Here is a 21,712-nt window from a genome sequence, read left to right as displayed (position 1 = left end):
CCCGGTATCAACGCACGACGAAAACCGAAACCTTCGCGTGATTGGCCAGATACCCTGCATGGCTGGAAAAGATATAGTCGGTGATCCTCGGCGCATGGGTGCCAACAACGATCAGGTCTGCGCCGATGTCTTCGGCCGCGCGCATCAGGTCACCATCGACTTCAGCCGCGACATCGACCGAGTGTATGTTTCGAAAACCAACCTTGGTGCCGCTGTTACTGGCCAGTTGTTCGGCAAAACTGCCAAGGTCGCGTTCAATCGTCTCGTCGGTCTGCACGGGATCGCCCGGTTGTGTCCCCGTAACGCTGACAACCGTAATGTCAGCGCCCTGCCACTTGGCAATTTGCGCAGCGACATCGGCGGCCTTGCGGACCTCGGGCGGCAAATGCAGATCAACGGGTATCATGATGTGGCTGAACATGGCTTCCTCCTCTAACCGGCTCATAGGGTAAAGTGTTTGGGCGGCCAAAGCCTTGATCTGCCTCAAGGGTGGAGTTGCGGGCATCCGGCGCACAGGCAGGCGCCGCCGGACCTGGCTTCAGCCCATGGGGCTGACCTCAACTCCCGTGATCACACCAAACGGGTCTGCGGCGCACAACCACGGCGTCTGCGCCCCTGCAACTGAGACCGTGGTTACAGAACCGGTCGGTCCGGTCTGCGTGGAAACGGCCGTCACGTCGTCGGGGCGGATGCCGGTTTCTGCGGACACCAGCGCCGCGCAACTGCCCTGCAAATCCGCTTCGCTGACGGTGTTGCCGGTGCCGGGCTGCGTGCAGGCCGTCAGGGTCGCGGCTGAGATCAGGTGTAGGGCGTGCTTCATTGATGTTTACCTTCATTAAGCCTGCGATCAGTGCGGGCATGAACTGAGACATGCTCAAGTGTCATTCGCGAACCGGGTCCGGCGCATTGACGGGCTGATCTTCTGCCTTCAGCAGCATTACAAGCGCCAGGATCGTCAAGCCCGCTCCGACAAAAACCAGCGCGGCTGGCGCGTGCTGGCCCAAGGCGACCTCCCACAGGATCACCCAGCTGGGCGTCAAGTATGTATAGGCCATGACCTTGGCCGAAGGCAGGCGCAATGTGGCGAACTGCACCAGCACAAAGCTGGCCGCCGTGGCAAAGATCGAGACATAGAGAAGCCCGACCCAGACAATCAACGGTAGGTTGGCCCAATCGGTCGTCCGGATGTCGGACCAGCCGTAGAGGGTCAGCAAAATAAATCCGGCCACCAGCGTGCCAAAAGTGAACACCACCGCCGGTTCGCCCCGGTTCAGCTTGCGCACCATTGGGGTATAGATCGCGTGCGCCATGCAGCCCCAGAAATAGATGATTTCGCCGCCGCCGATCTGGAACGCCGTGAAAGCCTGCCAATCCGCGCGAAAAATGACCCAGAGCGCCCCCGCGGCCCCAACGGCCAGCGCCAGCGCCATTCGGGGCGTTGTGATCTGTCGCAGCAGCACCCAGCCGGCCAGGGCTGACATAATCGGGGTCAGGGTGAACACTGCGGCGGCACTGACGGGGGGCGCGGTTTTCAACCCATGAAACATCAGCACGAAATAGCTGGCGAATAATCCGCCCAGCACCAGATAGCGCCAAGGCGCCTGTGCGGCGCTGCGCGGCAGACCCGTGGTCATCAACGCCGCAACGCCAATCACTACAAAAGCGATGGCGAACCGGGCCGCAGTAATGGCTTCGGGGGCAATCTGATTGGCGATCAGCGCGCCCAGAGAAAAGCTGCCTGCAACCAGCGCCGAAAAAACAAGCATGGCCAGATGCCCGCTGGCCTGCGGGGTCATGGCAGCCAGCCTTTGGATTGCTCTTTCAGGTAGGTCAGGAATGCCTGAACCTTGGTGGTTCTGTGCAGATCAACATGGGTGACCAGCCACAGATTGCCGAACCATTCAGGCAAGGGGTCGATCACCTCGATCAAGTTGCGGTCGCGCGCGGCTTCCCACCGGGCCATAAAACCGATGCCGGCACCTGCCAGAACGGCCTCGCGGATACAGAAATTGTTGGTGCAGCGAAAGGTGATCCGCTCATCCGGAACATTCGCCCGCAACCAGCGGGAAAACGGGGCGCGGCTGTTTTCATCATCGGTGCTGACAAAGAAATGGTTGCCGAAATCTTCGATACCGGTCGGTTTGCCGTGACGCTCGATATAGCTGGCACTGGCGTAGAGGCCGACCTCTTGCGTGATGAAGGGTTGCACCACATTGTCCGGTTGATCCGGGGCCGAGCCTGCGCGAATGGCCACATGCGCCTCGCCATATTCCAGGCGAAACAGACGGTCCCCGGTCAGATAGCGCACGATCAGCCCCGGATGGGCCCGCTGGAATTCGCTGAGCGCAGGCACCACCAGCGGCGCGAACGAGTTCAGAGAGGTCACGACCAGTTCGCCTGAAACATCATCGCCCCGCCCTTTCATCCGCCCGACCAGCTGGTTGAACTGATCTTCGGTTGCCTGCGCCACGCGCAGCAGGTCCTCGCCGGCCTCGGTGGGCGTGTAGCCGCGCGCGTGGCGCTGGAACAGCTTGACGGCCAGCCGCGACTCGATTGCGTCGATATGGCGGATCACCGTGGCATGGTGCACGCCCAGAACCTCGGCCGCGCCGCTGACCGTTCCCATACGCGCCACCTGATAGGCGGTTCTCACTTCGTCCCAATTGTCCATTGCATCTGTTCCACTGTGCAAATTTTAACAGCACTTGTTGACTTATCAGAGTTTTGTTCATCCACGCAACATTCATATTTGGATCAGACGCGATTTCCACACTCTAGGGACACTTAGACATGACCAAAACAATCCTGCATATCGACGCCTCGGCCCGCCGCGACGGCTCTGCTACCCGCGACCTGTCCGACCGGATCGTCAAGCATCTGAAACCCGGGCGCATCATCCGTCGGGATCTGGCGACACCGCTGCCGATGCTGACCGAAGGCTGGATCAACGCCAACTTCACCCCTGCCGATCAACGTGACGACGCGCAGCGCCATTTGCTGTCGCAGTCCGACGATCTGGTGGCTGAGTTGCAGCAGGCCGACACGATCGTCATCGGCCTGCCGATCTATAACTACTCGGTCCCCGCCGCCTTAAAAGCCTGGATCGATCTGGTCGCGCGCGTCGGCCTGACGTTTTACCACACAGAAAGCGGACCCGTCGGTCTGCTGAGCGGCAAGCGGGCCGTTCTGGCCGTTGCATCCGGCGGCACAATTGTCGGCTCGGACGTCGACTTTGCCACAAGCTACGCAAGGCATTTTCTGGGTTTCATCGGCATTCAGGACGTTGACGTTGTCGCCGCCGATCAAATGGCACTGGACCCCGACACCTCGATCAATAACGCCCGCAGGGCAGTCACAGAGCTTGCCGCCTGATTGGCCTCTGGCAATCGGCTGACGAAACGTCCAGTCTGCGCCAGAATGATATTCGGCAGACTGGGCGTTTCTCATGAAGAAGATTGGAATTCTGGGCGGTGTTGGCTGGGCGTCGACCGTGGATTATTACCGCGCGATTGCGGAAGGTGCCGGTCGTTATTTTGCGGAACGCGGCCATGGCTCGCCCCTGCCTATTCCGGCAATGACCATCGAATCCGTCACACAGGCCAGAACCCGTGCTTTGCGGGGCGAAGCCGGCAACGAAGAAAGCTGGGCCGCATTTGACGCCGTATTTCGCGAAGCGCTGATGACACTGGAACGCGCGGGCTGCGATTTCGGCATCATCGCATCCAACACCCCGCACACCCGGCTGCACGCAATTCGACGGGGCGTTTCGATGCCCATCCTCAGCATTTTCGACGCCGCAGCCGGGGTCACCGCCAAAACAGGAGCAACCAGCGCCCTCGTTTTGGGGACAACCGTCACGATGCAGGCCGGCAATTACGCCGACCACCTTGCCGATGTGGGCGTCACCGCGAACCCACGCCTGCCCGAGCCTGAAATCGCCGAAATGCAAGCCATGATCGACACCGATTTTTACGGTGGCGCATCCGATGCGGCCCGCGACCGGCTGCTGGCCTTCTGCAACAGGCACGCTGAACCGGGAACCGCCATCCTGCTGGCCTGTACCGAGCTACCGCTGGCCTTTCCCGATCATCTGGACGATCCGGTGTTCCGGGCGGACGGGCACCTGTTCGTCAACCCGTCGGCTGCACATGTGGCGGCTGCATTGAAGGAAGCGCTGGAAGGCTGATCACGGCAACCAGGTCACCTCACACCCGATCCGGTTAAAAAACGCCATCAGATCGTCACGCGGCATCGCCACCGTGCGATCGTTGACCAGCGGGTGCATGAAGATAACGTCGGCTTGCCGCGCAGCCCCATCTATAAAGAACCGCACATTGTTTTCAGCCCCGGTGATCATCGCCAGAGGGCTGACCGCGCCGGGACGGATGCCGAGATTCTGCATCAGCCGGTCGGCGGACCCGAAAGACAGGTTGCGCGCGTCGATCTCGACCCCCAGAGCCTTGAGATCAATTTCACGGCTCTGCTCCAGCGTCACCAGATAGTTCCGCTTTTTCTTGTCGCGCAGATACAGATTCTTGAGCCGCAGCGCGTTTTCCCCCGGTACCATGAACTGGTGTTCCACCCCCTTGGCATCCTCGACCGTGCGCAAAGGGATGTGGGTGTACAGGCGATAGCGCAGACCCCATTCGTCCAGTTGCGCCATCAGGGCGTCTGAACTCAGCGGCAATGTATCCTGAAAGGCGGATGATGCGTCCATGGGAACCTCCTCGTGTGATGCGCTCATCGCGCAACGGACCGGTAAATTCAAGCGGCGACAGCCCGGACGATCGGTGTTAGCTTGCCGCCATGAAAGTAACGCGCAATACCTCCGATCAGCTTATCCTAGCCGACACGCCCTGGTTTATCGGGGTCATGCTGATCATATTCATTCTGGCATTTGTCGGCCCCGGCATTTTGTTGATGAGCACCGGCGGCGAAAACATCTGGTTCGGCCTGATCTTTGCCCTGGGCGGTGGCGGTCTGGGATTTGGCGCCTTTTGCGTGTTCGTCCGCCGGGTGCAGGTCATTCTGGATCGCAGCAAAGACCGCATTCTGATCCGGCGTCAGTCGGTTTTTGGCTATGACAGTGTCGCGCATATATTGTCGAACCTGTCCCACGCCGAGTTGGAGCGCACGATTTCTACCCGCGAAGGGCGCACATCGACGCTGTATCGCCCGGTTCTAATTCTCGACAAAGGCATGAGCGCGGGCCGTCACCCCATTGTGGACGCGTTTTCCAACGGTCGCGGTTCGCAACGACTGGTTGACGCTGTCAATGAATGGCTGCCCGCGCGCAAGGTTGACTCTGCCAGCCAATCGGCCTAAAGCCCACGCAAACATCCGGAAGAGACCAACCTTCCGGTCCCTTGAGTCGTTCAGGGATCGCCCCCCACCAGCGAGTTTCGCCCGTGGGGGCGTTTGTGCATTTAACCGACGCATCCTATCTAGGATGCGCCACGAGATAACCGGCATAGGAGGCCGAAGGCATGTTTGAAAATCTATCCGAACGCCTCTCTGGCGTCTTTGACCGGCTGACCAAACAGGGTGCTCTGTCCGAAGAAGACGTCAAGACCGCCCTGCGCGAGGTCCGCGTGGCGCTGCTTGAGGCTGACGTCTCGCTGCCGGTGGCCCGCGCATTCGTCAAGAAAGTGCAGGAACAGGCGACTGGTCAGGCCGTCACAAAATCGATCACCCCCGGCCAGCAGGTCGTCAAGATCGTACACGATGCGCTGGTCGATACCCTGCGCGGTGAGGAGGATCCCGGCGCGCTGAAGATCGACAACCCGCCCGCGCCGATCCTGATGGTCGGTCTGCAGGGCTCGGGCAAGACGACCACCACCGGTAAGCTGGCCAAGCGCCTGAAAGAGAAAGAGGGCAAAAAGGTCCTGATGGCCTCGCTCGACGTCTATCGCCCGGCGGCGATGGATCAATTGGCCGTGCTGGGGACGCAAGTCGGCGTCGATACGCTGCCGATCGTTCCCGGTCAGAAACCCGTCGATATCGCCAAGCGCGCCAAGCAACAGGCGACGCTGGGCGGCTATGACGTCTATATGCTCGATACTGCGGGCCGTCTGCATATCGACGAAGTCCTGATGGACGAAGTCGAGCAGGTCCGTAATGCAGTCGACCCGCGCGAGACCCTGCTGGTGGTCGATGGCCTGACCGGTCAGGTCGCCGTTGAAGTTGCCGAAGAGTTCGACGCCAAGGTCGGCATCTCGGGCGTGGTTCTGACCCGGATGGATGGTGACGGGCGCGGTGGTGCGGCGCTGTCGATGCGTGCGGTCACCGGCAAGCCGATCCGCTTTGTCGGCCTGGGTGAGAAGATGGACGCGCTCGAAACCTTCGAGCCGGACCGGATTGCCGGTCGCATTCTGGGCATGGGCGACATCGTGGCCCTGGTCGAAAAAGCCCAGGAAACGATGGAGATCGAACAGACCGAGCGCATGATGAAGCGCATGGTCAAAGGTCAGTTCAACATGAACGACCTGAAAATGCAGCTGGAACAGATGATCCAGATGGGCGGCATGCAGGGCATGATGGGCATGATGCCGGGTATGGGCAAGATGGCCAAGCAGATGGATCAGGCCGGTCTGGACGACAAGATCCTGCGCCAGCAGATCGCTATGATCCAGTCCATGACCAAGCGCGAACGCGCCAACCCGCAACTGCTGCAGGCCAGCCGCAAGAAGCGCATTGCCGCCGGTTCGGGCATGGAGGTCAGCGACCTCAACAAGCTGCTCAAGATGCACCGGCAAATGTCGGACATGATGAAGAAGATGGGCAAAATGGGCAAAGGCAAGATGCTGAAACAGGCCATGAAGGGAATGTTCGGCAAAGGCGGCCCCAGCCCCGAGGAAATGGCCGCGGGCATGGACCCCAAGGCGCTGGAACAGGCGGCCAGGGCGATGGGCGGCAAGATGCCCGGCATGGGTGGCGGCATGGCCCTGCCGCCGGGGCTCAGTGGCTTTGGGAAAAAGAAGTAATGCACGCCTTTGCGCATCATATCCCCCGGCTTGAGACGGAGCGCCTGATCATGCGCGCGCCGTCCGAGGCGGACTTTGAGGCAGAGGCCGAGTTTTTCGCGTCGGACGCTTCAAAATTCGTCGGTGGACCATTGCGCCCGGACGAAACCTGGCGGGCGATTGCCATGCTGCTGGGGCATTGGGCGATGCGCGGGTATGGCTTTTGGGGCGTCGAGGAAAAGGATACCGGCGCTTATGTCGGCCATGTCGGCCTGTGGTGCCCGCACAGCTGGCCCGAACCCGAAATTGGCTGGACGCTGATGAACGGCGCCACCGGCAAGGGTTATGCGACCGAAGCTGCGCTGGCCGCCCGCACCCATGCCTATGACGTGCTGGGCTGGGAAACCGCCATTTCTCTGATCGACCCGGACAATGAGGGCAGCAAGGCGGTTGCCACCCGTCTGGGTGCACGGTTCGATTCACTGTTCGAACACCCCGGCTTCGGAACCATGCAGATCTGGCGTCACCCTGCCCCCTCTGATCTGGTGAATGGCGGGATGGAGGCCTACGCATGACCTCATTCACCATTCCCACCGTTGAAACCGAACGTCTGATCCTGCGCGCGCCACGGCAGGACGATCTGCCTGCGATGACTGCGGTTTTCGCGTCCGAACGCAGCCATATGGTTGGCGGTCCGAAAACCGCAATGGAAAGCTGGCGGTCTCTGTTGGGGCGTTTCGGGCACTGGGCCGTGATGGGCTATGGCGGCTGGCATATCTCTGACAAGGCCAGCGGCGGTTTTGCGGGTTGGGTCGGGATCATCAACGCTCCGGGCTGGGACGAGCCCGAGCTTGGCTGGACAATCATGGAAACATTCGAGGGTAAGGGTATCGCCTATGAGGCCGCCTTGGCCGCACGCACCTATTCCGCGCAGCATCTGGGTGTGAACGGACCGATTTCCTACATCGCCCACGAAAACGATCGATCGCGCGCATTGGCTGAACGGCTTGGTGCCACCTATGAACGCGAAGGCGAAGTCATGGGCACGCCCTGCCAGGTCTGGCGGCACCCCCGGATCGACATCGCGGCCCCCGCCCTGACCCCCGAAAGGATCGGCCAATGACCAACCCCGTGACCCAGGCCGCCGCGCTGTTGAAGGACCATCGCGAAAGCATCGACCGGCTGGACGCGATCCTTGTCTATACGCTGGGCGAGCGGTTCAAACACACGCAGGCTGTTGGCAAGCTCAAGGCCGCACACGACCTTCCCCCGTCCGATCCCTCGCGCGAGGCGGCGCAGATCGCACGGTTAGAAGACCTGGCGAAAGAGGCCGATCTGGACCCCGATTTCGCCAAGGCTTTTCTGAATTTCATCATTCAGGAAGTCATCCGACACCACCGGAAACATCAAAAGTGAACCTCCGGTTCAACAAACACCAGAACTAAACCGGCCTTTTGCCGGATACGCCATTCAAAGGAGATACCACCATGGCAATGAAAATTCGTCTCGCCCGCGGCGGCTCGAAAAAACGTCCCTTCTACCGCATCGTGGCTGCTGACAGCCGCATGCCCCGCGACGGCCGTTTCATCGAAAAGCTGGGCACCTACAACCCGCTGCTGCCGAAAGACAGCGAAGAGCGCGTGAAAATGAACATGGAGCGCATCCAGTACTGGCTGGACCAGGGCGCTCAGCCCACCGACCGGATCGCCCGTATGCTGGAAGCTGCCGGCACCCGTGACAAGGCCGAGCGCAACAACCCCAACAAGGGTACCCCGGGCAAGAAAGCTCAGGAACGCGCGGAAGAGAAAGCTGCAAAGGCGGCTGAAGCTGCCGAAGCGGCGGCTGCTCCTGCTGAAGAAGCAGCCGCAGAAGAATAAGCAGGCGGGCGCGTGCAGGATCAGGCCTTCACCGACGATTTCCGCACGCAGTTCGATCTGTTGATGCGGCTCCGGCGCGACGTGCGCCGGTTCCGCACCGACGCGGTAGACGAGGCAGTGCTGATGCGCTGCCTCGACGCATTTCGGCTGGCCCCTTCTGTGGGGCTGAGCGAACCCTGGCGCGTGATCCGCGTCGAAAGCGCTGCTGCTCGTGCGGCCGCGCTGAACAACTTTCAAACCGCCAATAACGCCGCTTTGGCCGGATATTCCGGCGAAAAGGCCAAGCTCTACAGCCGCCTGAAACTGTCCGGGATGCAGGATGCCCCGGTGCAGTTGGCCGTGTTCTGCGACGATGCGACCGACAAGGGTCTGGGTCTGGGCGCGGGCACCATGCCCGAGATGCGGCGCTATTCGGTGGTATCGGCCGTCACCCTGTTCTGGCTGACCCTTCGGGCCCAAGGGCTGGGGCTGGGCTGGGTGTCCATTCTGGACCCCGACCGTATCGCGCAGGATCTGGGCGTACCGGAAAGCTGGCGCCTGATCGGCTATTTCTGTATCGGCTGGCCAGAGGAAATGTCTGACACCCCAGAGCTGGAGCGCGCAGGCTGGGAATGCCGCGACGGCACCCTTCCGGTTGAGGTGCGATAAGAAATGTTCGGACTTATTCGACTTCCCATCCTGCTGCTGATCGCCTTTATTGTCGGCGTGTTCTTTGAACGCAGCAATCAGCGCGAGGCCTGCGCCGACCGCGGGCAATGGCGCGACGGAATATGTATGACGACGGATGAGCCAAATGAGTGATCTGATCTGCGTGGGCAGCATTGCGGGCTCTTACGGGGTGCGGGGCGAAGTGCGCCTGAAAAGCTATTGCGCCGTGCCCGAGGACATCGAAGCCTATTCGCCGCTGACCGATGAAAGCGGGGCTGAACGCTATCCTCTGGTCCTGACCCGCACGATCAAGAACGGTTTCGCCGCCCGGCTGGGCGGGATCGAAACCAAGGAAGAGGCCGACGCCATCAAAGGCCTGCGCCTGTTTGCGCGGCGCGATCAGTTGCCATCTCTGCCTAATGATGAGTTCTATCATACCGATCTGATCGGGTTGGAGGTCTATGACACTGGCGGCACTTTGCTAGGCCGGGTCAAAGCCGTTCAGAACCACGGCGCGGCGGACCTGCTGGAATTGCATGGCCCGGGTCTGAAATCGACTCTCTTGCTGCCCTTCACGCTAGAGGTCGTGCCGACGGTTGATCTGGACAAGGGCCGCATCATCGCCGATCCGCCCGAGGGCCTGATCTAATGCGGCGCGTTTTGCTGCATCTGGGCCTGCACAAGACCGGGACCACAGCGGCGCAGTCGTTCCTCTATGAAAACCGCGAGCTGATCTGGCCCCATTTCGCATTGATTCTGCCGTATCGCACGCGCAATTCCGGCCTGTCGCGGGCGGCCACCAACCATTCCGTATACGGCACCGTTGGCACGCTGTCCGAGTTTGGCAGCCAGTTGCGCGCCTTTCTGGACACGCTGGATTTCGGCGACAAGCGCGGACTGATCATCAGCGAGGAAAACTTCGCCGGTCTGCGCCCCAGCCGCAATGTCGAACAGGGCTATGCGGCGGCGCCGGAACTGGCGGCCTGTCTGGTGGATGCGGTCCGGCACCGGTTTTCCGGACAAGAGGTCCGGATCACAATCTATCTGTCCCTGCGCCAGCGCGGCGGCTGGCTGCGCAGCCTTTGGGCCCATGATCTGGAACGCATGCGGCAGGTGCAGGATTTCGAAACCTTCCGGGCCGGCATGGACCATTTGCCGCCGCTTGAGGACACCGTGAACCGGATCCGCGACAGGTTGCCCGCGGTCGAAGTAACCTCGGACTGGTTGGAAGAGCTGCGGCTGCGGCGCTTTGGACCCGGTATGCCATTTGCAGAGTTTCTGGACCTGCCCCGGGACAAGGCAAACCTGCTGGTGCCGCCCGCCCGGGTCAACAACCGCCTGCCCGAAGATGTCCTGGCCGAATTGCTTGACCTGAACCGCTCGCGGCTGGACGAGGCGGCGTTGACCAGGCAGAAAGACGCCCTGATAGACCGCGCGAAGACAGCGCTGATCGGCACGACATGACAGACAAGCCCAGCAAATCCCACGGCCGCAAGGCGATCCGGCCCACCCTGAAGCCACGCGAGCTGTTAACCCCCACTCCCGATCTGCATGGCGTGTGGAAGACCAAGATCATCACCCTGTTTCCGTCGGCCTTTCCCGGTGTGTTGGGCGAAAGCCTTACGGGCAAGGCACTGCAGGACGGGCTGTGGCAACTGGAAACCGTCGACCTGCGCCAGTTCGGCATCGGCAAGCACCGTAATGTCGACGACACCCCTGCCGGGGGTGGCGCGGGCATGGTGCTGCGCGCCGATGTGCTGGGCGAGGCGATTGAGCACACGATGGCGGGCATTCAGGGCAACTGGCCGCTGATCTACCTCAGCCCACGCGGCCGCCGGATGGATCAGACGATGATGCAAAACCTGGCCCGCTGCGACGGCATGACCCTGCTGTGCGGGCGTTTCGAAGGCGTCGATGAACGGGTTCTGGAGCATTACGGCGTTCAGGAGGTTTCCTTGGGCGATTTCGTCATGACCGGCGGCGAAATCGCAGCGCAGGCTCTGATCGATGCGACCGTGCGACTGATCCCCGGCGTGCTGGGCAATCAGGCCTCGGCCGAGGAAGAAAGCTTTTCCTCGGGTCTGCTGGAGCATCCCCAATACACCCGCCCTGCGGAATGGAAAGGGCGGCCCATACCCGACATCCTGATGTCAGGCCATCACGGCCGGATCGCCGAATGGCGTCACGACATGTCGGAACAGATCACGCGCGAGCGGCGCCCTGATCTTTGGGACAGCTATCAGAAGAAAGGGGATTAACCCCCCGTTTTCCAGCGTGCCCAGATGTCGGGCTGACCGTTGAAAGTATTGATGTCCACCGGCCCCTGTACGCCCGGCACCAGCCCGGTGCCGGTATATTGCCAGAACCGCCAGACCGCTCTGGGGTAGACATTCCGCGGATGTCCCGCCACCGAGCGCAGCCAGAATTCAGTCTTGGGTAGGCGGCCGATATTCGTATCGCCATAAAAATCCACTGTCGTATAGACAATGGGGCGGCGGCCATAATGGCGTTCCAGAATATCGAGAAACCGCTGCGCTTCGGCCCGGACGGTCGCACCATCCGGACGCAGCCTGCAGGTCTTGGAATGCGGCGTCCATTCCATATCCAGCACATGCGGCAGGTCAGCCCCTCTGGGGACGTTGCGGATGAACCAGCGCGCCTGCTCATGGGCCGGGCGGCAGAAGTAGTAGTAATGATACGCCCCCCAGGGCACGCCCGCCGACTGCGCACCACGCCGGTGCGCGTCAAACATCGGATCGGCCACGTCTCCGCCCTCGGTCGCCTTGATGAAGACGAAGCTGACCCCGGACGCCTTGGCGCGACGCCAGTCGATCGGCCCCTGCCAGCGTGACACGTCCAGCCCGTGCACCGGATATTGGCCGGGATGCCGCCCGTCCCAGTCATGCGGATCGGCATCGCCAAAGGCCGGATAGATGACCGAAGGCGAGGTGGTGCCCAGAAAGGACTTTGCCTCAACCTCTTGCGGCCTGGCGCCATTGCGACCGCAGGACATGATCGCCAGAGCCATAACGGCCAGCATCAACGCTTTGCGCATGATCCATTCCTGTTTCAAATTTCTGCTCGTATAATTGGTTCCAGAATGCCTGATCGCTGGCACAAGGCAACGGTACAGTTGCCGGACGGCGAAATCTCACCGTCCGAACCTGAAATCTTTGGCGATTTAGGCTTGATCCCCGTGCGCAAAGCCCTTAAACGACCGCAATCCGGTGCCGCAATCGCGCGACTCCGGTGTTTTGGTTTGCATCATGGCGCAACGCCGGGCTTTCTTCAGCCGCAGCGTGTCAGGGCGGACCAGACCAAAGGAACATTCGATCTGACCTCTGGCGGGCTGTTCGCAGGACCCGGTGAAGACCAAGAGCTCTCAGGCCGTGCCCAAACTTCGTGGACCAACCACGAGCAGATAGGAGTAACTGCGATGGACCTGATCGCACAGCTTGAGGCGGAACAGATTGCCGCCCTGGGGAAAGACATCCCCGATTTCAAAGCCGGTGACACCATCCGTGTCGGCTTTAAAGTGACCGAAGGGTCGCGCACCCGTGTGCAGAACTACGAAGGCGTCTGCATCGCGCGCAAAGGTGGCAGCGGCATCGCCGGTTCGTTCACCGTCCGTAAGATTTCGTTTGGTGAAGGCGTGGAGCGTGTGTTCCCGCTGCATTCGACCAACATCGACAGCATCACCGTTGTCCGCCGTGGCCGCGTCCGTCGCGCCAAACTGTACTATCTGCGCACCCGTCGCGGTAAATCCGCCCGTATCGCAGAGGTCACCAACTACAAGCCCAAGGCTGGCGCCGAGGCGTAAGGAGCGGAAAGATGAAAAAAGACATCCATCCCGATTATCACGTCATCAACGTCAAAATGACCGATGGCACCGTGGTTCAGATGAAATCCACCTGGGGCAGCGAAGGCGACCAGCTGGCTCTGGAAATCGACCCCTCCTCGCACCCTGCGTGGACCGGTGGCTCGTCGCGCCTGATGGACGCCGGCGGCCGCGTGTCGAAGTTCAAGAAGAAATACGAAGGTCTGGGCTTCTAAGCCATTCCTTTTTGTGTTGCGAAGGGCCGTCCCGGTTGGGGCGGCCTTTTTTATTTGGCTGCAGGTCGGTTTGGCACTCGCCCGCTAATTCTATTGCAGCCAACAGTGGGCAATGACATTTAGCTTCTATGTTCCCTTCTGTTGTCGTTCACACTCTTATCATTCTGGTTTTGACACTTCTGACACAGATTGGCGGGCTTGCCTGGATCGTCGCGCTTTTCTTCAAGAGAAGACTGGTTTCATTTGTAGTGGCGTATGTTGCGCTCCTTCTCGCTGCGATTTGGATCGCTCCGCTTTTCGGGCGCGTCGCGTTGAGCTGTTCAGAGAGCGGCCCTCTGCAGGTTCAAAGCTGGGTGTATTGTGCCCTAATCAGAAACTACGTTTCTCCGGAACTCGCGGATGTACTGCAACAGACCGCTGAAAAAATGGACAGGCGTCATCCGGGAACCATAACCTTGGTTCTTGATGCCAACTTTCCGTTTCTGGATGGGTTCCCCTTACTGCCGCATCTGTCACACGACGACGGAGAAAAAGCCGACCTTGCGTTCTATTATGCAGATGAAAATGGCTACCCGAGCGGGGCCACCCGATCGCCGGTCGGGTATTTCGCATTTGAACAAGGGACCAGCACCTGTTCGGAGCGTTGGCCCACCCTAAGATGGAATCTGGATTTCTTACAGCACCTTTGGAAAGAGTTCGGTCTCGACCAGGAACGCATGCGTTCGCTGCTGCGAATACTGTCCGATGATGCGCGTGTGTCCAAGATTTTCATTGAACCGCATCTAGCCCAAAGCCTGAAAGTTTCTCATCCGAATATCCGTTTCCAAGGATGCCGGGCGGCGCGCCATGATGACCACATACACTTTCAGCTGTAGCGAACGGCACAAGCCCCTGGGCGATTTCGTCCAGGATCGGTAAGTGGTACACTTAGCCGCAACATGCTCTCAGATTCTGCGGAGACCTCGTAAATGCCCCAGTACAACGATATGTTCGAGCTTTCGGTCGAGGATTTGGATCTGATCGAAACTGCATTGCGCGGCTCGGCTGCTTCATTGTCGCAGGCCACATTGGATGAGACGGTGGACAGCAAGGCGGACCGCGAAGATACCTTGCGCCGGGTACACGATCTTCTCGGCAAGCTGCACGACCAGAAGGTTTTTTACCGCCCCAAAGACGGCGTGTATCTGGGTGGGTAGGTCAATCTACGCTGACTCTGACGGCACCCAAAGATCCGGCACATTCAACGGGGCGCGCGCGTCAGTTCCGCCGCGCTGTGCAAGGGTGGCACCGGTCCCCTCAGCAACAGCAGCGCCAGCGCCATTCCCAACAATGCAGCGATCGCAGCGATGACCATGGTGCTGTCAAAGGCGTTGTCCTGCACGTCCCGCAGCGCTTTGGCCAAAGCGGTTCCTACGTCGGGCTTCATTCCAGCGATCAGCTGCTGGATCTGGCTGGGCGTGCCGTGGGTCAGTGCATGGGCCAATTCCGCGCGCTGGGTCGATCCGGCGGGTAGCGCAGCGATCACCTCGGACAGGCCCCGGCGGGTTGTGACCGCCTCGGCCAGACCGCCAACGACCGCGCCAAGGGTGGCACCGAAATACAAACAGGCGTTGATCACACCGGACCCCTGCCCCACATGCTCTTCGGGCAGCAGGCGCAGGCCGAGACGTGGCAACAGGGAAAAACAAATGCCCAATCCGATCCCGACGATCAGAAGCTTCCACCAGATTTCGGCATATTGCGTGGTATTTGTGGTCGTCATCAACAGCAGGAACCCGCAGGCCATCGCGCCCAGCCCAATCGCAATCGGCCATTGAAAGCTGTAGGGCGCCAGAAACCGAGGTGCCGTGACCGAAATGACGAACATGCTGAGGCTGAGCGGCATGATCGCCAGCCCCGCGCCGATGGGGGTATAGCCAAAGGCGTCCGGCGACTGGACGAAGGTGTTGAAATACACAAAAAAGCAAAACAGCGTAAAGCCAGTAAAGAACATGCCAGCCGCGGCCATGAAGTACCGGGGATGGCGGAAATAGCGCAGCTCGATCAGCGGGTCGGGGCTGCGGCGGGACACAATCACCAGAACCAGCGTCGCCACCGCCGCCACACCCAGCGGCACAAGTGTCAAAGTCGTACCCCACCCGCCGCTTTCACCATTGCTGAGCGCAAAGGACAGCGGCCCCAGAAACAGCAACACCGCACATGCGCCGGGGTAATCGAACCGTGCTCCGGCAAGGCGGGTATCGGGCACGTAGTTCCGTTTGCTGACGCGCAGCCCGATGACAAAGGCGATGGCCAGCAGCAGCAGATCGGTCGCGAACACTCCGCGCCAGCTCAGGTAATGCGCAAAGGCGCCGCCCACAATCGGTCCGACGCCGATAGCAAGCCCCACTATGGCCCCCCAGGCCCCGGTGACACTGGCACGCTGCTCCTCGGGCGTGGCGGCTGTCAGCAGGGACAAAGAGGTGCCGAACAGTGCCGCCGCCCCGGCCCCCTGCGCGCCGCGGCCAAACAACAGCATCGGCGCGTCCTGCGCAAAAAGAACCGACGCGGACCCGATGGCAAAGACGATCATGCCAAAGAAAAACACGCCCATCTTGCCGGTGATATCGCCCATGCGGCTGACGATTGTGACAAGCGTGGCGCTGGCCACAGTGTAGGTCGCCATCACCCATTGCAGCCCCGACGGGGTTAGGTCGAACTCGGCCTTCAGGTTGGGCAACACGGTCGCAACGGCGGTCGTGTTAAAGCCAACGACCATCATACAGATGGCCGTCATCGCCAGTACAACGCGGGCGCGCGCCTTTGGGGATGGGTCCGGGGAGGTCTCGCCGCTCATCAACTTTTCCTGAAACTGTGGTTCTTTAATGCAATTTATCAGCAGTTTAGCGATTTTTATCGCTGCGCATAGGGTGCGCGTCAGATCCAGTAGGACAGCGCAACCGGCAGCACGACAATCGTGGTCAGTGTTGAGACCAGAATGAACCCAGCCACGTCCGGCCCGTACTCCGGCACATGCTGGTCGATGAAAAGATAGGTCGCTACTGAAGAGGGCATAAGGCAACACAGGATCACAGCGCCGCGCTCGGCCCCGGTAAAGCCAAATGCCCAGACCAGCGCCAAGGCGATCACCACGGCCATCACCTGATGCAACAGGGTCAGGATCACCGCCCGACCCAGGCATTTGATCCGCAGTGTCGCCAGCGTGTGGCCCAGCGTCAGCAGCATCAGCGGTATCGACAGACCGCCGAGGATATCGAAAGATTTGGCCACCGGCTGCGGCAGGCTGTACCCAGTGGCCATAAGGATCAGCGAGATGACCACAGCGTAGATGATCGGGGAAGTGGCGATTTTTTTGGGTGAGAATTCTCCGGCCGGGATCCACATGCCGACCGTGAAAATGCTGATCAGCACGACAACCACAAATCCCATCGTATAGGCCATCCCGGCGTCGCCCAGCGCCAGCAAGGTGATCGGCAGGCCAATATTGCCGACATTGCCATGCATCAGCGGCGTCAGAAAGGCGCGTATCGGCAGGCGCATCGCCCTGAGCGCAACGGCACCCAACACACCGAAGCCCGCAATTGCCAATGCTGCGGCGGCCATCACGTCCAGAAATGTGCCAACGGCGATCTTGGTTGCAGAGAGGTGCGAAATGATCAGTGTCGGGTAGCCCACACGCGACACGATCCCCCCAATAATCTTATTGTCGAACGGCGCCTTGATCAGCGCCAGACAATACCCGATCCCGGCGCAGATCAGTACCGGCAGAACCACGTTCAGAACGTTCAGAAACAGATGGTCCAACCAGTGCCCCTGTTGCAAATGACTGTCCGGGACAGTGAAACAGGGTGGCTGATTTGGCAAGCGCGCGCCCTAACCTGCCCCGCTGCCTTGGTTTTCCAAATTAGAGCCTGTTATCGCCCTGCAACAACGCTTGGGGTTCTTCCCTTCCAGGCTTCCACAACATATAGTGGCTGACAACAACGTGTGGGTAAGCACGGCGGGACATGGGAATACAGGCATGGCACATATCATCGTAGTGGGGAACGAGAAGGGCGGCGCGGGTAAATCAACCGTGTCGATGCATGTGGCCACGGCGCTGGCGCGACTGGGGCACAAAGTCAGTTCGCTGGATCTGGACCTTCGGCAGCGCAGTCTGGGGCGCTACTTTGAAAACCGCGGTAAGTTTTTGAACGGGTCCGAGACGACCCTGCCCACCCCACGGCATCACGACCTGCCCGAGATTGACGCCTCTTCGTTGAAACCCGGCGAGAACATCTATGACCATCGCCTGTCTGCCGCCGTGGCCGAACTGGAAAGCGACAGTGATTTCATCCTGATCGACTGCCCCGGCTCGCATACGCGGCTCAGCCAGGTGGCGCATTCGCTGGCGGACACGCTGATTACACCGCTCAATGACAGTTTCATCGATTTTGACCTGTTGGCCCGGATTGACTCGAAGGGTGAAAAAATCCTCGGGCCGTCGGTCTATTCCGAGATGGTTTGGAACGCGCGGCAATTGCGGGCGCAGGCCGGGTTGAAACCCATCGACTGGGTCGTCGTGCGCAACCGCGTCGGGACACAGCGCATGGTCAACAAGGAAAAGATGCAGCGCGCGATCGAAATGCTATCGCAACGCATCGGCTTCCGGGTCGCATCAGGCTTTTCCGAACGCGTTATCTTCCGTGAACTGTTTCCGCGTGGTCTGACGCTGCTGGACCTCAAGGATATCGGGGTCAAGCAGCTGAACATCTCGAACATTGCCGCGCGGCAGGAATTGCGTGACATGATGAAAGAGCTGAACCTGCCCGGCGTTGAAATCGACTTTTAGGCCGACGGCGCGTAAACGGTGAACAGCTCTTTGGGTTCGGTCACACCGCGCAGCATATACCGCCCGACCGAGATCAGGTCCTGCGCGCAAGGCTGCGCCGCGCGGGCAACGTCATCCGAGATCAGAATACGCTGACCCAGCGAACGGTGCATTCCGGCGATCCGGGCAGCCTGATTGACGGCCGGGCCGATCACGGTGAAGTCCAGCCGGGTTTCCGACCCGATGTTGCCATACAGGATTTCGCCCGAATGCAGCGCCAGCGTAAACTTGGCAACAGGCAGGCCTGCTGCTTGCCGACTGGCGTTCAGCTCATCCATCCGTTCCTGCAACAAGGGCACGGCTTTCAGCGCCGCGCGCGCGTCTTCGTCTATTTCGCCCACATCGAACATGGCCATCAGGCCGTCACCCATGAATTTCAGGATGTTCCCGCCGCTGTCATGGACGACGCTGACCGCGACGGCCAGATAATCGTTCAGCATGTCGATGATCTCATTGCCCGGCAGTTCCTCGGACATGCCGGTAAACCCTTCCAGATCAAAATTCCAGATCACGGCATCAATCTGCTGAAGCGAGCCGCGCCGGATTTCGCCCGACAAGACGCGGCGGCCCGCATCACGTCCCAGATAGACACGCATAAGATCCTTGGAAACCCGCGCGCTGGCCGCGGATTTCAGTGCCAGCCCCAGATGCGGCATCACCGTATTGATCAGCGAAAGGTCGTCGTCGTGAAACCCGTCCGGCGCATTGGACGTCCAGGACATCAGAACGCCATCAACAGCCTTCTTGGCGTCTTTCGGACCGTTATGCGTTGGCACGTCAAAGGTGACGCCCGTTGCATAGTAATCGGTGGCGCCAACTTCGCGCAGGTCGTTGAGCAAGGGGAAGCGACTTGCCTCGTTCTGATCGACAAGCCGTTCATGGATCACGTCCACTTCGTCGTTCAGAATGGCAAAGAGCGGGCTTTGCATCCACTGTTCGCTGGGTTCCTCGGTATATTCGTAGGTTTCGGATTCGCCACCCTGTCCCTGGTACCAACTGAACCCTGTGCCCCCGTAAACCGGATGCAGCGCCGATTGCGCGGCATGAAAACGCATCAGCGGGACACCCAGGTCGACCAGCCTGTTGCAATAGCCGTCCAGCAGTTCTTCTTTCTCGGCGCCTTCCAGTCCTCGTGAGACGAGCCAGTTGATCAGATCGGTTGATTTTGCCGCGTTGGGGTCCGGGGCTGTCATTTCACATTCCTGTTATCATTTGCGCTTGATCTGGTGTCGCCGGCCCCTGATTTCCAGTCCTCAGCCCATATGAGCCAGCCGTCGCAGCATTTTGCGCAAAAGCGCGGCCTCATCGGCCGTGAACATGCCCGCCAGCGTGGCATCATATTGCGCGGCAACGGTGCTGAGTTCGCGATAGACGGACAGCCCCATGGGCGTCAGGGTCAACTGTTCGACCCGCCGGTCGGTTTCGCTGCGCTCACGTTTCAGATATCTGCGCCCTTCCAGCCGATGCACTGCGCGACTGATCTTGGTCTTATGTATCTTGGCGCGCGCGCCGATCTGCTTGGCTGTCATCTGGCCATAGTTGCCCAGATGAAACAGCACCCGCCATTCGGTCCGCAGCATGCCATAGCGGTCCTTGTAAACCTTCTGGAATTCCAGGGCGCTTTCCTCGGCCGCGCGATTCAGCAGGTAGGGCAGAAAATCCTGCAGATCAAACTCATCATTTTTGGCTGATTTTTCCTGACTCATGCTTGTTAGTTACAAAATCAACTATTATCGGACAAGAAGCAAATGGAGGAACACAGGATGAATCATCCGACTGATCCGCACAAAATGACCCAGGCCAGCACGCCGGTTGGCACCCATGCGGGGTACATGCCCGGCTTTGGCAATGACTTCGAAACCGAGGCCCTGCCCGGCGCGTTGCCGCAGGGCATGAACAGCCCGCAGCGCTGCAATTACGGTCTGTACGGCGAACAACTTAGCGGTACGGCATTTACGGCGAACCCGCCCGAACGGACATGGTGCTATCGCATCCGCCCGTCGGTAAAGCATTCGCATCGCTACGAAAAAATCGACCTTCCCCATTGGAAATCCGCACCCTTCGTTGATCCAGACGTGATCAGCCTGGGCCAGTACCGGTGGGACGCCATACCCCATTCGGATGAGGGGCTGACCTGGCTGACCGGCATGCGGACGATGACCACAGCCGGGGACGTCAACACTCAGGTCGGCATGGCCAGCCACATCTATCTGGTCACCGAATCCATGGTGGACGACTATTTTTTCTCGGCCGATTCCGAATTACTGGTGGTGCCGCAGGAAGGCCGTCTGCGCTTTGCCACCGAATTGGGGATCATCGACCTTGAACCCAAAGAGATCGCCATCATCCCGCGCGGTCTGCTGTACCGGGTCGAAGTGCTGGAAGGCCCGGCGCGCGGCTTTGTCTGCGAAAACTATGGTCAGAAGTTCGAACTGCCGGGTCGTGGCCCAATCGGTGCAAACTGCATGGCCAATCCGCGCGACTTCAAGGCCCCGGTTGCGGCGTTTGAAGACCGCGAGGTGCCTTCGACCGTGACCGTCAAATGGTGCGGTCAGTTCCACACCACCAGGATCGGGCAAAGCCCGCTGGACGTCGTGGCGTGGCATGGAAATTACGCGCCCTACAAGTACGACCTGCGCACCTATTGCCCGGTCGGCGCGATCCTGTTCGATCACCCTGACCCGTCGATTTTCACCGTCCTGACCGCGCCTTCGGGGCAGCCGGGCACGGCCAATATCGACTTTGTCCTGTTCCGCGAACGCTGGATGGTGGCCGAAGACACGTTCCGTCCGCCCTGGTATCACAAGAACATCATGTCCGAGCTGATGGGCAATATTTACGGCCAGTATGACGCCAAACCGCAGGGCTTTGTTCCCGGCGGGATGAGCCTGCACAACATGATGCTGCCCCACGGGCCGGACAAGGAAGCGTTTGAAAAAGCGTCGAATTCCAATCTGGGCCCGGACAAGCTGGACAATACGATGTCCTTCATGTTTGAAACCCGCTTCCCTCAACATCTGACGCCGTTTGCCGCCAACGAGGCGCCTTTGCAGGACGACTATATTGACTGCTGGACGTCGCTTGAGAAAAAGTTCGACGGAAGCCCGGGCAAGAAGTGATGGATGCTGGCTACTTAGTCATTGCGGTGTTCCTGGGCTTTATTGGGATGTCGATATGGGCACTGCGAGGACGCTGGAACGGCAAGAGCGACCACTATAAGCACAATCCAATGCCCGGCCATCGCCAGGAAGGCTCATCCGGCGGAGCCGATCCCGGCGGCGATTGAAAGATGAAAACAGAAT

Annotated in this window: 30 protein-coding genes; 20 read left to right on the top strand and 10 right to left on the bottom strand. The window is 60.2% G+C overall.

Features of this window, described 5'->3' with window-relative positions; translation table 11 throughout:
* Positions 1-7: 7 nt before the first annotated feature.
* The 4 genes from ACR0D8_RS18165 to ACR0D8_RS18150 all read right to left on the bottom strand — a co-directional run bounded on the left by ACR0D8_RS18165 (position 8) and on the right by ACR0D8_RS18150 (position 2,671).
* Positions 8-421 (bottom strand): universal stress protein, encoded by a 414-nt coding sequence (locus ACR0D8_RS18165; RefSeq protein ID WP_475163075.1) that lies wholly within the window; start codon positions 419-421, stop codon positions 8-10.
* Positions 422-538: 117 nt separating this feature from the next.
* A complete protein-coding gene (locus ACR0D8_RS18160; RefSeq protein ID WP_480648613.1) occupies positions 539-820 on the bottom strand; it encodes a hypothetical protein in 282 nt (93 codons plus the stop codon).
* A gap of 61 nt (positions 821-881) precedes the next feature.
* Positions 882-1,796, bottom strand: coding sequence for a DMT family transporter (locus tag ACR0D8_RS18155; RefSeq protein WP_480648611.1), 915 nt, complete (start codon positions 1,794-1,796; stop codon positions 882-884).
* Entirely contained in the window at positions 1,793-2,671 is an 879-nt protein-coding gene (locus ACR0D8_RS18150) for a LysR family transcriptional regulator (RefSeq protein WP_480648609.1), read from the bottom strand. The genes ACR0D8_RS18155 and ACR0D8_RS18150 overlap by 4 nt, the downstream gene beginning before the upstream one ends.
* A 119-nt stretch (positions 2,672-2,790) precedes the next feature.
* Between ACR0D8_RS18150 and ACR0D8_RS18145 the strand changes: the two genes are divergently transcribed.
* Entirely contained in the window at positions 2,791-3,372 is a 582-nt protein-coding gene (locus ACR0D8_RS18145) for an FMN-dependent NADH-azoreductase (protein ID WP_480648608.1), read from the top strand.
* Positions 3,373-3,445: 73 nt separating this feature from the next.
* The gene (locus tag ACR0D8_RS18140; protein WP_480648606.1) at positions 3,446-4,186 is read left to right on the top strand and encodes an aspartate/glutamate racemase family protein; all 741 of its coding nucleotides are present in this window, start codon (positions 3,446-3,448) and stop codon (positions 4,184-4,186) included.
* Here the strand turns inward: ACR0D8_RS18140 and ACR0D8_RS18135 are convergent, their stop codons facing one another.
* Positions 4,187-4,717 carry a prolyl-tRNA synthetase associated domain-containing protein gene (locus ACR0D8_RS18135; protein WP_480648604.1) on the bottom strand — a complete coding sequence of 177 codons (531 nt, stop codon included), beginning with the start codon at positions 4,715-4,717 and terminating at the stop codon, positions 4,187-4,189.
* An 89-nt stretch (positions 4,718-4,806) separates the two neighbouring features.
* Between ACR0D8_RS18135 and ACR0D8_RS18130 the strand changes: the two genes are divergently transcribed.
* From ACR0D8_RS18130 to trmD, 11 genes are all read left to right on the top strand, one after another.
* Positions 4,807-5,325 carry a hypothetical protein gene (locus ACR0D8_RS18130; protein ID WP_480648602.1) on the top strand — a complete coding sequence of 173 codons (519 nt, stop codon included), beginning with the start codon at positions 4,807-4,809 and terminating at the stop codon, positions 5,323-5,325.
* 161 nt (positions 5,326-5,486) lie between these two features.
* Positions 5,487-6,983 (top strand): signal recognition particle protein, encoded by a 1,497-nt coding sequence (gene ffh, locus ACR0D8_RS18125; protein ID WP_480648600.1) that lies wholly within the window; start codon positions 5,487-5,489, stop codon positions 6,981-6,983.
* Positions 6,983-7,537, top strand: coding sequence for a GNAT family N-acetyltransferase (locus ACR0D8_RS18120; protein WP_475163101.1), 555 nt, complete (start codon positions 6,983-6,985; stop codon positions 7,535-7,537). The genes ffh and ACR0D8_RS18120 overlap by 1 nt, the downstream gene beginning before the upstream one ends.
* A complete protein-coding gene (locus ACR0D8_RS18115; RefSeq protein WP_480648598.1) occupies positions 7,534-8,085 on the top strand; it encodes a GNAT family N-acetyltransferase in 552 nt (183 codons plus the stop codon). The genes ACR0D8_RS18120 and ACR0D8_RS18115 overlap by 4 nt, the downstream gene beginning before the upstream one ends.
* On the top strand, positions 8,082-8,378 hold the full coding sequence (locus tag ACR0D8_RS18110; RefSeq protein WP_475163106.1) for a chorismate mutase: 297 nt from the start codon (positions 8,082-8,084) through the stop codon (positions 8,376-8,378). Before ACR0D8_RS18115 ends, ACR0D8_RS18110 begins: the two co-directional genes overlap by 4 nt.
* A gap of 71 nt (positions 8,379-8,449) precedes the next feature.
* Complete coding sequence (rpsP, locus tag ACR0D8_RS18105; RefSeq protein ID WP_170350323.1) at positions 8,450-8,839, top strand: 30S ribosomal protein S16; 390 nt, start codon at positions 8,450-8,452, stop codon at positions 8,837-8,839.
* A gap of 12 nt (positions 8,840-8,851) precedes the next feature.
* The gene (gene bluB / locus ACR0D8_RS18100; protein WP_480648595.1) at positions 8,852-9,487 is read left to right on the top strand and encodes a 5,6-dimethylbenzimidazole synthase; all 636 of its coding nucleotides are present in this window, start codon (positions 8,852-8,854) and stop codon (positions 9,485-9,487) included.
* Positions 9,488-9,490: 3 nt separating this feature from the next.
* On the top strand, positions 9,491-9,640 hold the full coding sequence (locus ACR0D8_RS18095) for a hypothetical protein (RefSeq protein WP_480648593.1): 150 nt from the start codon (positions 9,491-9,493) through the stop codon (positions 9,638-9,640).
* Positions 9,633-10,136: a ribosome maturation factor RimM gene (gene rimM / locus ACR0D8_RS18090; protein WP_480648591.1), complete on the top strand. Its 504-nt coding sequence runs from the start codon at positions 9,633-9,635 to the stop codon at positions 10,134-10,136. The genes ACR0D8_RS18095 and rimM overlap by 8 nt, the downstream gene beginning before the upstream one ends.
* Positions 10,136-10,951, top strand: coding sequence for a hypothetical protein (locus tag ACR0D8_RS18085; RefSeq protein WP_480648589.1), 816 nt, complete (start codon positions 10,136-10,138; stop codon positions 10,949-10,951). The genes rimM and ACR0D8_RS18085 overlap by 1 nt, the downstream gene beginning before the upstream one ends.
* Positions 10,948-11,745 carry a tRNA (guanosine(37)-N1)-methyltransferase TrmD gene (gene trmD / locus ACR0D8_RS18080; RefSeq protein ID WP_475163116.1) on the top strand — a complete coding sequence of 266 codons (798 nt, stop codon included), beginning with the start codon at positions 10,948-10,950 and terminating at the stop codon, positions 11,743-11,745. The genes ACR0D8_RS18085 and trmD overlap by 4 nt, the downstream gene beginning before the upstream one ends.
* Here trmD and ACR0D8_RS18075 read toward each other — a convergent pair.
* Complete coding sequence (locus ACR0D8_RS18075; RefSeq protein WP_480648587.1) at positions 11,742-12,542, bottom strand: glycoside hydrolase family 25 protein; 801 nt, start codon at positions 12,540-12,542, stop codon at positions 11,742-11,744. The two genes, trmD and ACR0D8_RS18075, sit on opposite strands and share 4 nt — an antisense overlap.
* 381 nt (positions 12,543-12,923) lie before the next feature.
* On the opposite strand from ACR0D8_RS18075, the gene rplS reads away from it, so the two are divergent.
* From rplS to ACR0D8_RS18055, 4 genes are all read left to right on the top strand, one after another.
* Positions 12,924-13,307, top strand: a complete 384-nt coding sequence (gene rplS / locus ACR0D8_RS18070; RefSeq protein WP_039541573.1) for a 50S ribosomal protein L19 — start codon at positions 12,924-12,926, stop codon at positions 13,305-13,307.
* An 11-nt stretch (positions 13,308-13,318) separates the two neighbouring features.
* Positions 13,319-13,540 carry a 50S ribosomal protein L31 gene (gene rpmE / locus ACR0D8_RS18065; RefSeq protein ID WP_170493714.1) on the top strand — a complete coding sequence of 74 codons (222 nt, stop codon included), beginning with the start codon at positions 13,319-13,321 and terminating at the stop codon, positions 13,538-13,540.
* 128 nt (positions 13,541-13,668) lie between these two features.
* Complete coding sequence (locus ACR0D8_RS18060; protein ID WP_480648585.1) at positions 13,669-14,415, top strand: hypothetical protein; 747 nt, start codon at positions 13,669-13,671, stop codon at positions 14,413-14,415.
* 93 nt (positions 14,416-14,508) lie between these two features.
* Positions 14,509-14,736: a hypothetical protein gene (locus tag ACR0D8_RS18055; protein WP_475163121.1), complete on the top strand. Its 228-nt coding sequence runs from the start codon at positions 14,509-14,511 to the stop codon at positions 14,734-14,736.
* Positions 14,737-14,780: 44 nt separating this feature from the next.
* Here the strand turns inward: ACR0D8_RS18055 and ACR0D8_RS18050 are convergent, their stop codons facing one another.
* Together ACR0D8_RS18050 and ACR0D8_RS18045 are read right to left on the bottom strand one after the other, a co-directional pair.
* Complete coding sequence (locus ACR0D8_RS18050; protein WP_480648582.1) at positions 14,781-16,376, bottom strand: MFS transporter; 1,596 nt, start codon at positions 16,374-16,376, stop codon at positions 14,781-14,783.
* A gap of 80 nt (positions 16,377-16,456) precedes the next feature.
* Positions 16,457-17,344: an AEC family transporter gene (locus tag ACR0D8_RS18045; protein ID WP_480648580.1), complete on the bottom strand. Its 888-nt coding sequence runs from the start codon at positions 17,342-17,344 to the stop codon at positions 16,457-16,459.
* Positions 17,345-17,561: 217 nt separating this feature from the next.
* On the opposite strand from ACR0D8_RS18045, the gene ACR0D8_RS18040 reads away from it, so the two are divergent.
* A complete protein-coding gene (locus ACR0D8_RS18040) occupies positions 17,562-18,371 on the top strand; it encodes a division plane positioning ATPase MipZ (protein ID WP_475163130.1) in 810 nt (269 codons plus the stop codon).
* Here ACR0D8_RS18040 and ACR0D8_RS18035 read toward each other — a convergent pair.
* Positions 18,368-19,603 (bottom strand): adenylate/guanylate cyclase domain-containing protein, encoded by a 1,236-nt coding sequence (locus tag ACR0D8_RS18035; RefSeq protein WP_480648578.1) that lies wholly within the window; start codon positions 19,601-19,603, stop codon positions 18,368-18,370. The two genes, ACR0D8_RS18040 and ACR0D8_RS18035, sit on opposite strands and share 4 nt — an antisense overlap.
* Before the next feature lie 60 nt (positions 19,604-19,663).
* Positions 19,664-20,116, bottom strand: coding sequence for a MarR family winged helix-turn-helix transcriptional regulator (locus tag ACR0D8_RS18030; protein ID WP_475163138.1), 453 nt, complete (start codon positions 20,114-20,116; stop codon positions 19,664-19,666).
* Positions 20,117-20,173: 57 nt separating this feature from the next.
* Between ACR0D8_RS18030 and hmgA the strand changes: the two genes are divergently transcribed.
* Positions 20,174-21,529, top strand: coding sequence for a homogentisate 1,2-dioxygenase (hmgA, locus tag ACR0D8_RS18025; protein ID WP_480648576.1), 1,356 nt, complete (start codon positions 20,174-20,176; stop codon positions 21,527-21,529).
* Positions 21,529-21,696, top strand: coding sequence for a hypothetical protein (locus ACR0D8_RS18020; protein WP_480648574.1), 168 nt, complete (start codon positions 21,529-21,531; stop codon positions 21,694-21,696). The genes hmgA and ACR0D8_RS18020 overlap by 1 nt, the downstream gene beginning before the upstream one ends.
* Positions 21,697-21,712 lie beyond the last annotated feature (16 nt).

The sequence above is a fragment of the Ruegeria sp. BG10 genome, from assembly GCF_056538575.1.
This window is presented reverse-complemented; position numbering and strand designations above follow the sequence as displayed.

Coding starts and splice junctions, on each gene's coding strand:
- ACR0D8_RS18165 (WP_475163075.1), bottom strand. CDS start 421: ATGTTCAGCCACATCATGATACCCGTTGATCTGCATTTGCCGCCCGAG.
- ACR0D8_RS18160 (WP_480648613.1), bottom strand. CDS start 820: ATGAAGCACGCCCTACACCTGATCTCAGCCGCGACCCTGACGGCCTGC.
- ACR0D8_RS18155 (WP_480648611.1), bottom strand. CDS start 1,796: ATGACCCCGCAGGCCAGCGGGCATCTGGCCATGCTTGTTTTTTCGGCG.
- ACR0D8_RS18150 (WP_480648609.1), bottom strand. CDS start 2,671: ATGGACAATTGGGACGAAGTGAGAACCGCCTATCAGGTGGCGCGTATG.
- ACR0D8_RS18145 (WP_480648608.1), top strand. CDS start 2,791: ATGACCAAAACAATCCTGCATATCGACGCCTCGGCCCGCCGCGACGGC.
- ACR0D8_RS18140 (WP_480648606.1), top strand. CDS start 3,446: ATGAAGAAGATTGGAATTCTGGGCGGTGTTGGCTGGGCGTCGACCGTG.
- ACR0D8_RS18135 (WP_480648604.1), bottom strand. CDS start 4,717: ATGGACGCATCATCCGCCTTTCAGGATACATTGCCGCTGAGTTCAGAC.
- ACR0D8_RS18130 (WP_480648602.1), top strand. CDS start 4,807: ATGAAAGTAACGCGCAATACCTCCGATCAGCTTATCCTAGCCGACACG.
- ffh (WP_480648600.1), top strand. CDS start 5,487: ATGTTTGAAAATCTATCCGAACGCCTCTCTGGCGTCTTTGACCGGCTG.
- ACR0D8_RS18120 (WP_475163101.1), top strand. CDS start 6,983: ATGCACGCCTTTGCGCATCATATCCCCCGGCTTGAGACGGAGCGCCTG.
- ACR0D8_RS18115 (WP_480648598.1), top strand. CDS start 7,534: ATGACCTCATTCACCATTCCCACCGTTGAAACCGAACGTCTGATCCTG.
- ACR0D8_RS18110 (WP_475163106.1), top strand. CDS start 8,082: ATGACCAACCCCGTGACCCAGGCCGCCGCGCTGTTGAAGGACCATCGC.
- rpsP (WP_170350323.1), top strand. CDS start 8,450: ATGGCAATGAAAATTCGTCTCGCCCGCGGCGGCTCGAAAAAACGTCCC.
- ACR0D8_RS18095 (WP_480648593.1), top strand. CDS start 9,491: ATGTTCGGACTTATTCGACTTCCCATCCTGCTGCTGATCGCCTTTATT.
- rimM (WP_480648591.1), top strand. CDS start 9,633: ATGAGTGATCTGATCTGCGTGGGCAGCATTGCGGGCTCTTACGGGGTG.
- ACR0D8_RS18085 (WP_480648589.1), top strand. CDS start 10,136: ATGCGGCGCGTTTTGCTGCATCTGGGCCTGCACAAGACCGGGACCACA.
- trmD (WP_475163116.1), top strand. CDS start 10,948: ATGACAGACAAGCCCAGCAAATCCCACGGCCGCAAGGCGATCCGGCCC.
- ACR0D8_RS18075 (WP_480648587.1), bottom strand. CDS start 12,542: ATGCGCAAAGCGTTGATGCTGGCCGTTATGGCTCTGGCGATCATGTCC.
- rplS (WP_039541573.1), top strand. CDS start 12,924: ATGGACCTGATCGCACAGCTTGAGGCGGAACAGATTGCCGCCCTGGGG.
- rpmE (WP_170493714.1), top strand. CDS start 13,319: ATGAAAAAAGACATCCATCCCGATTATCACGTCATCAACGTCAAAATG.
- ACR0D8_RS18060 (WP_480648585.1), top strand. CDS start 13,669: ATGTTCCCTTCTGTTGTCGTTCACACTCTTATCATTCTGGTTTTGACA.
- ACR0D8_RS18055 (WP_475163121.1), top strand. CDS start 14,509: ATGCCCCAGTACAACGATATGTTCGAGCTTTCGGTCGAGGATTTGGAT.
- ACR0D8_RS18050 (WP_480648582.1), bottom strand. CDS start 16,376: ATGAGCGGCGAGACCTCCCCGGACCCATCCCCAAAGGCGCGCGCCCGC.
- ACR0D8_RS18040 (WP_475163130.1), top strand. CDS start 17,562: ATGGCACATATCATCGTAGTGGGGAACGAGAAGGGCGGCGCGGGTAAA.
- ACR0D8_RS18035 (WP_480648578.1), bottom strand. CDS start 19,603: ATGACAGCCCCGGACCCCAACGCGGCAAAATCAACCGATCTGATCAAC.
- ACR0D8_RS18030 (WP_475163138.1), bottom strand. CDS start 20,116: ATGAGTCAGGAAAAATCAGCCAAAAATGATGAGTTTGATCTGCAGGAT.
- hmgA (WP_480648576.1), top strand. CDS start 20,174: ATGAATCATCCGACTGATCCGCACAAAATGACCCAGGCCAGCACGCCG.
- ACR0D8_RS18020 (WP_480648574.1), top strand. CDS start 21,529: ATGGATGCTGGCTACTTAGTCATTGCGGTGTTCCTGGGCTTTATTGGG.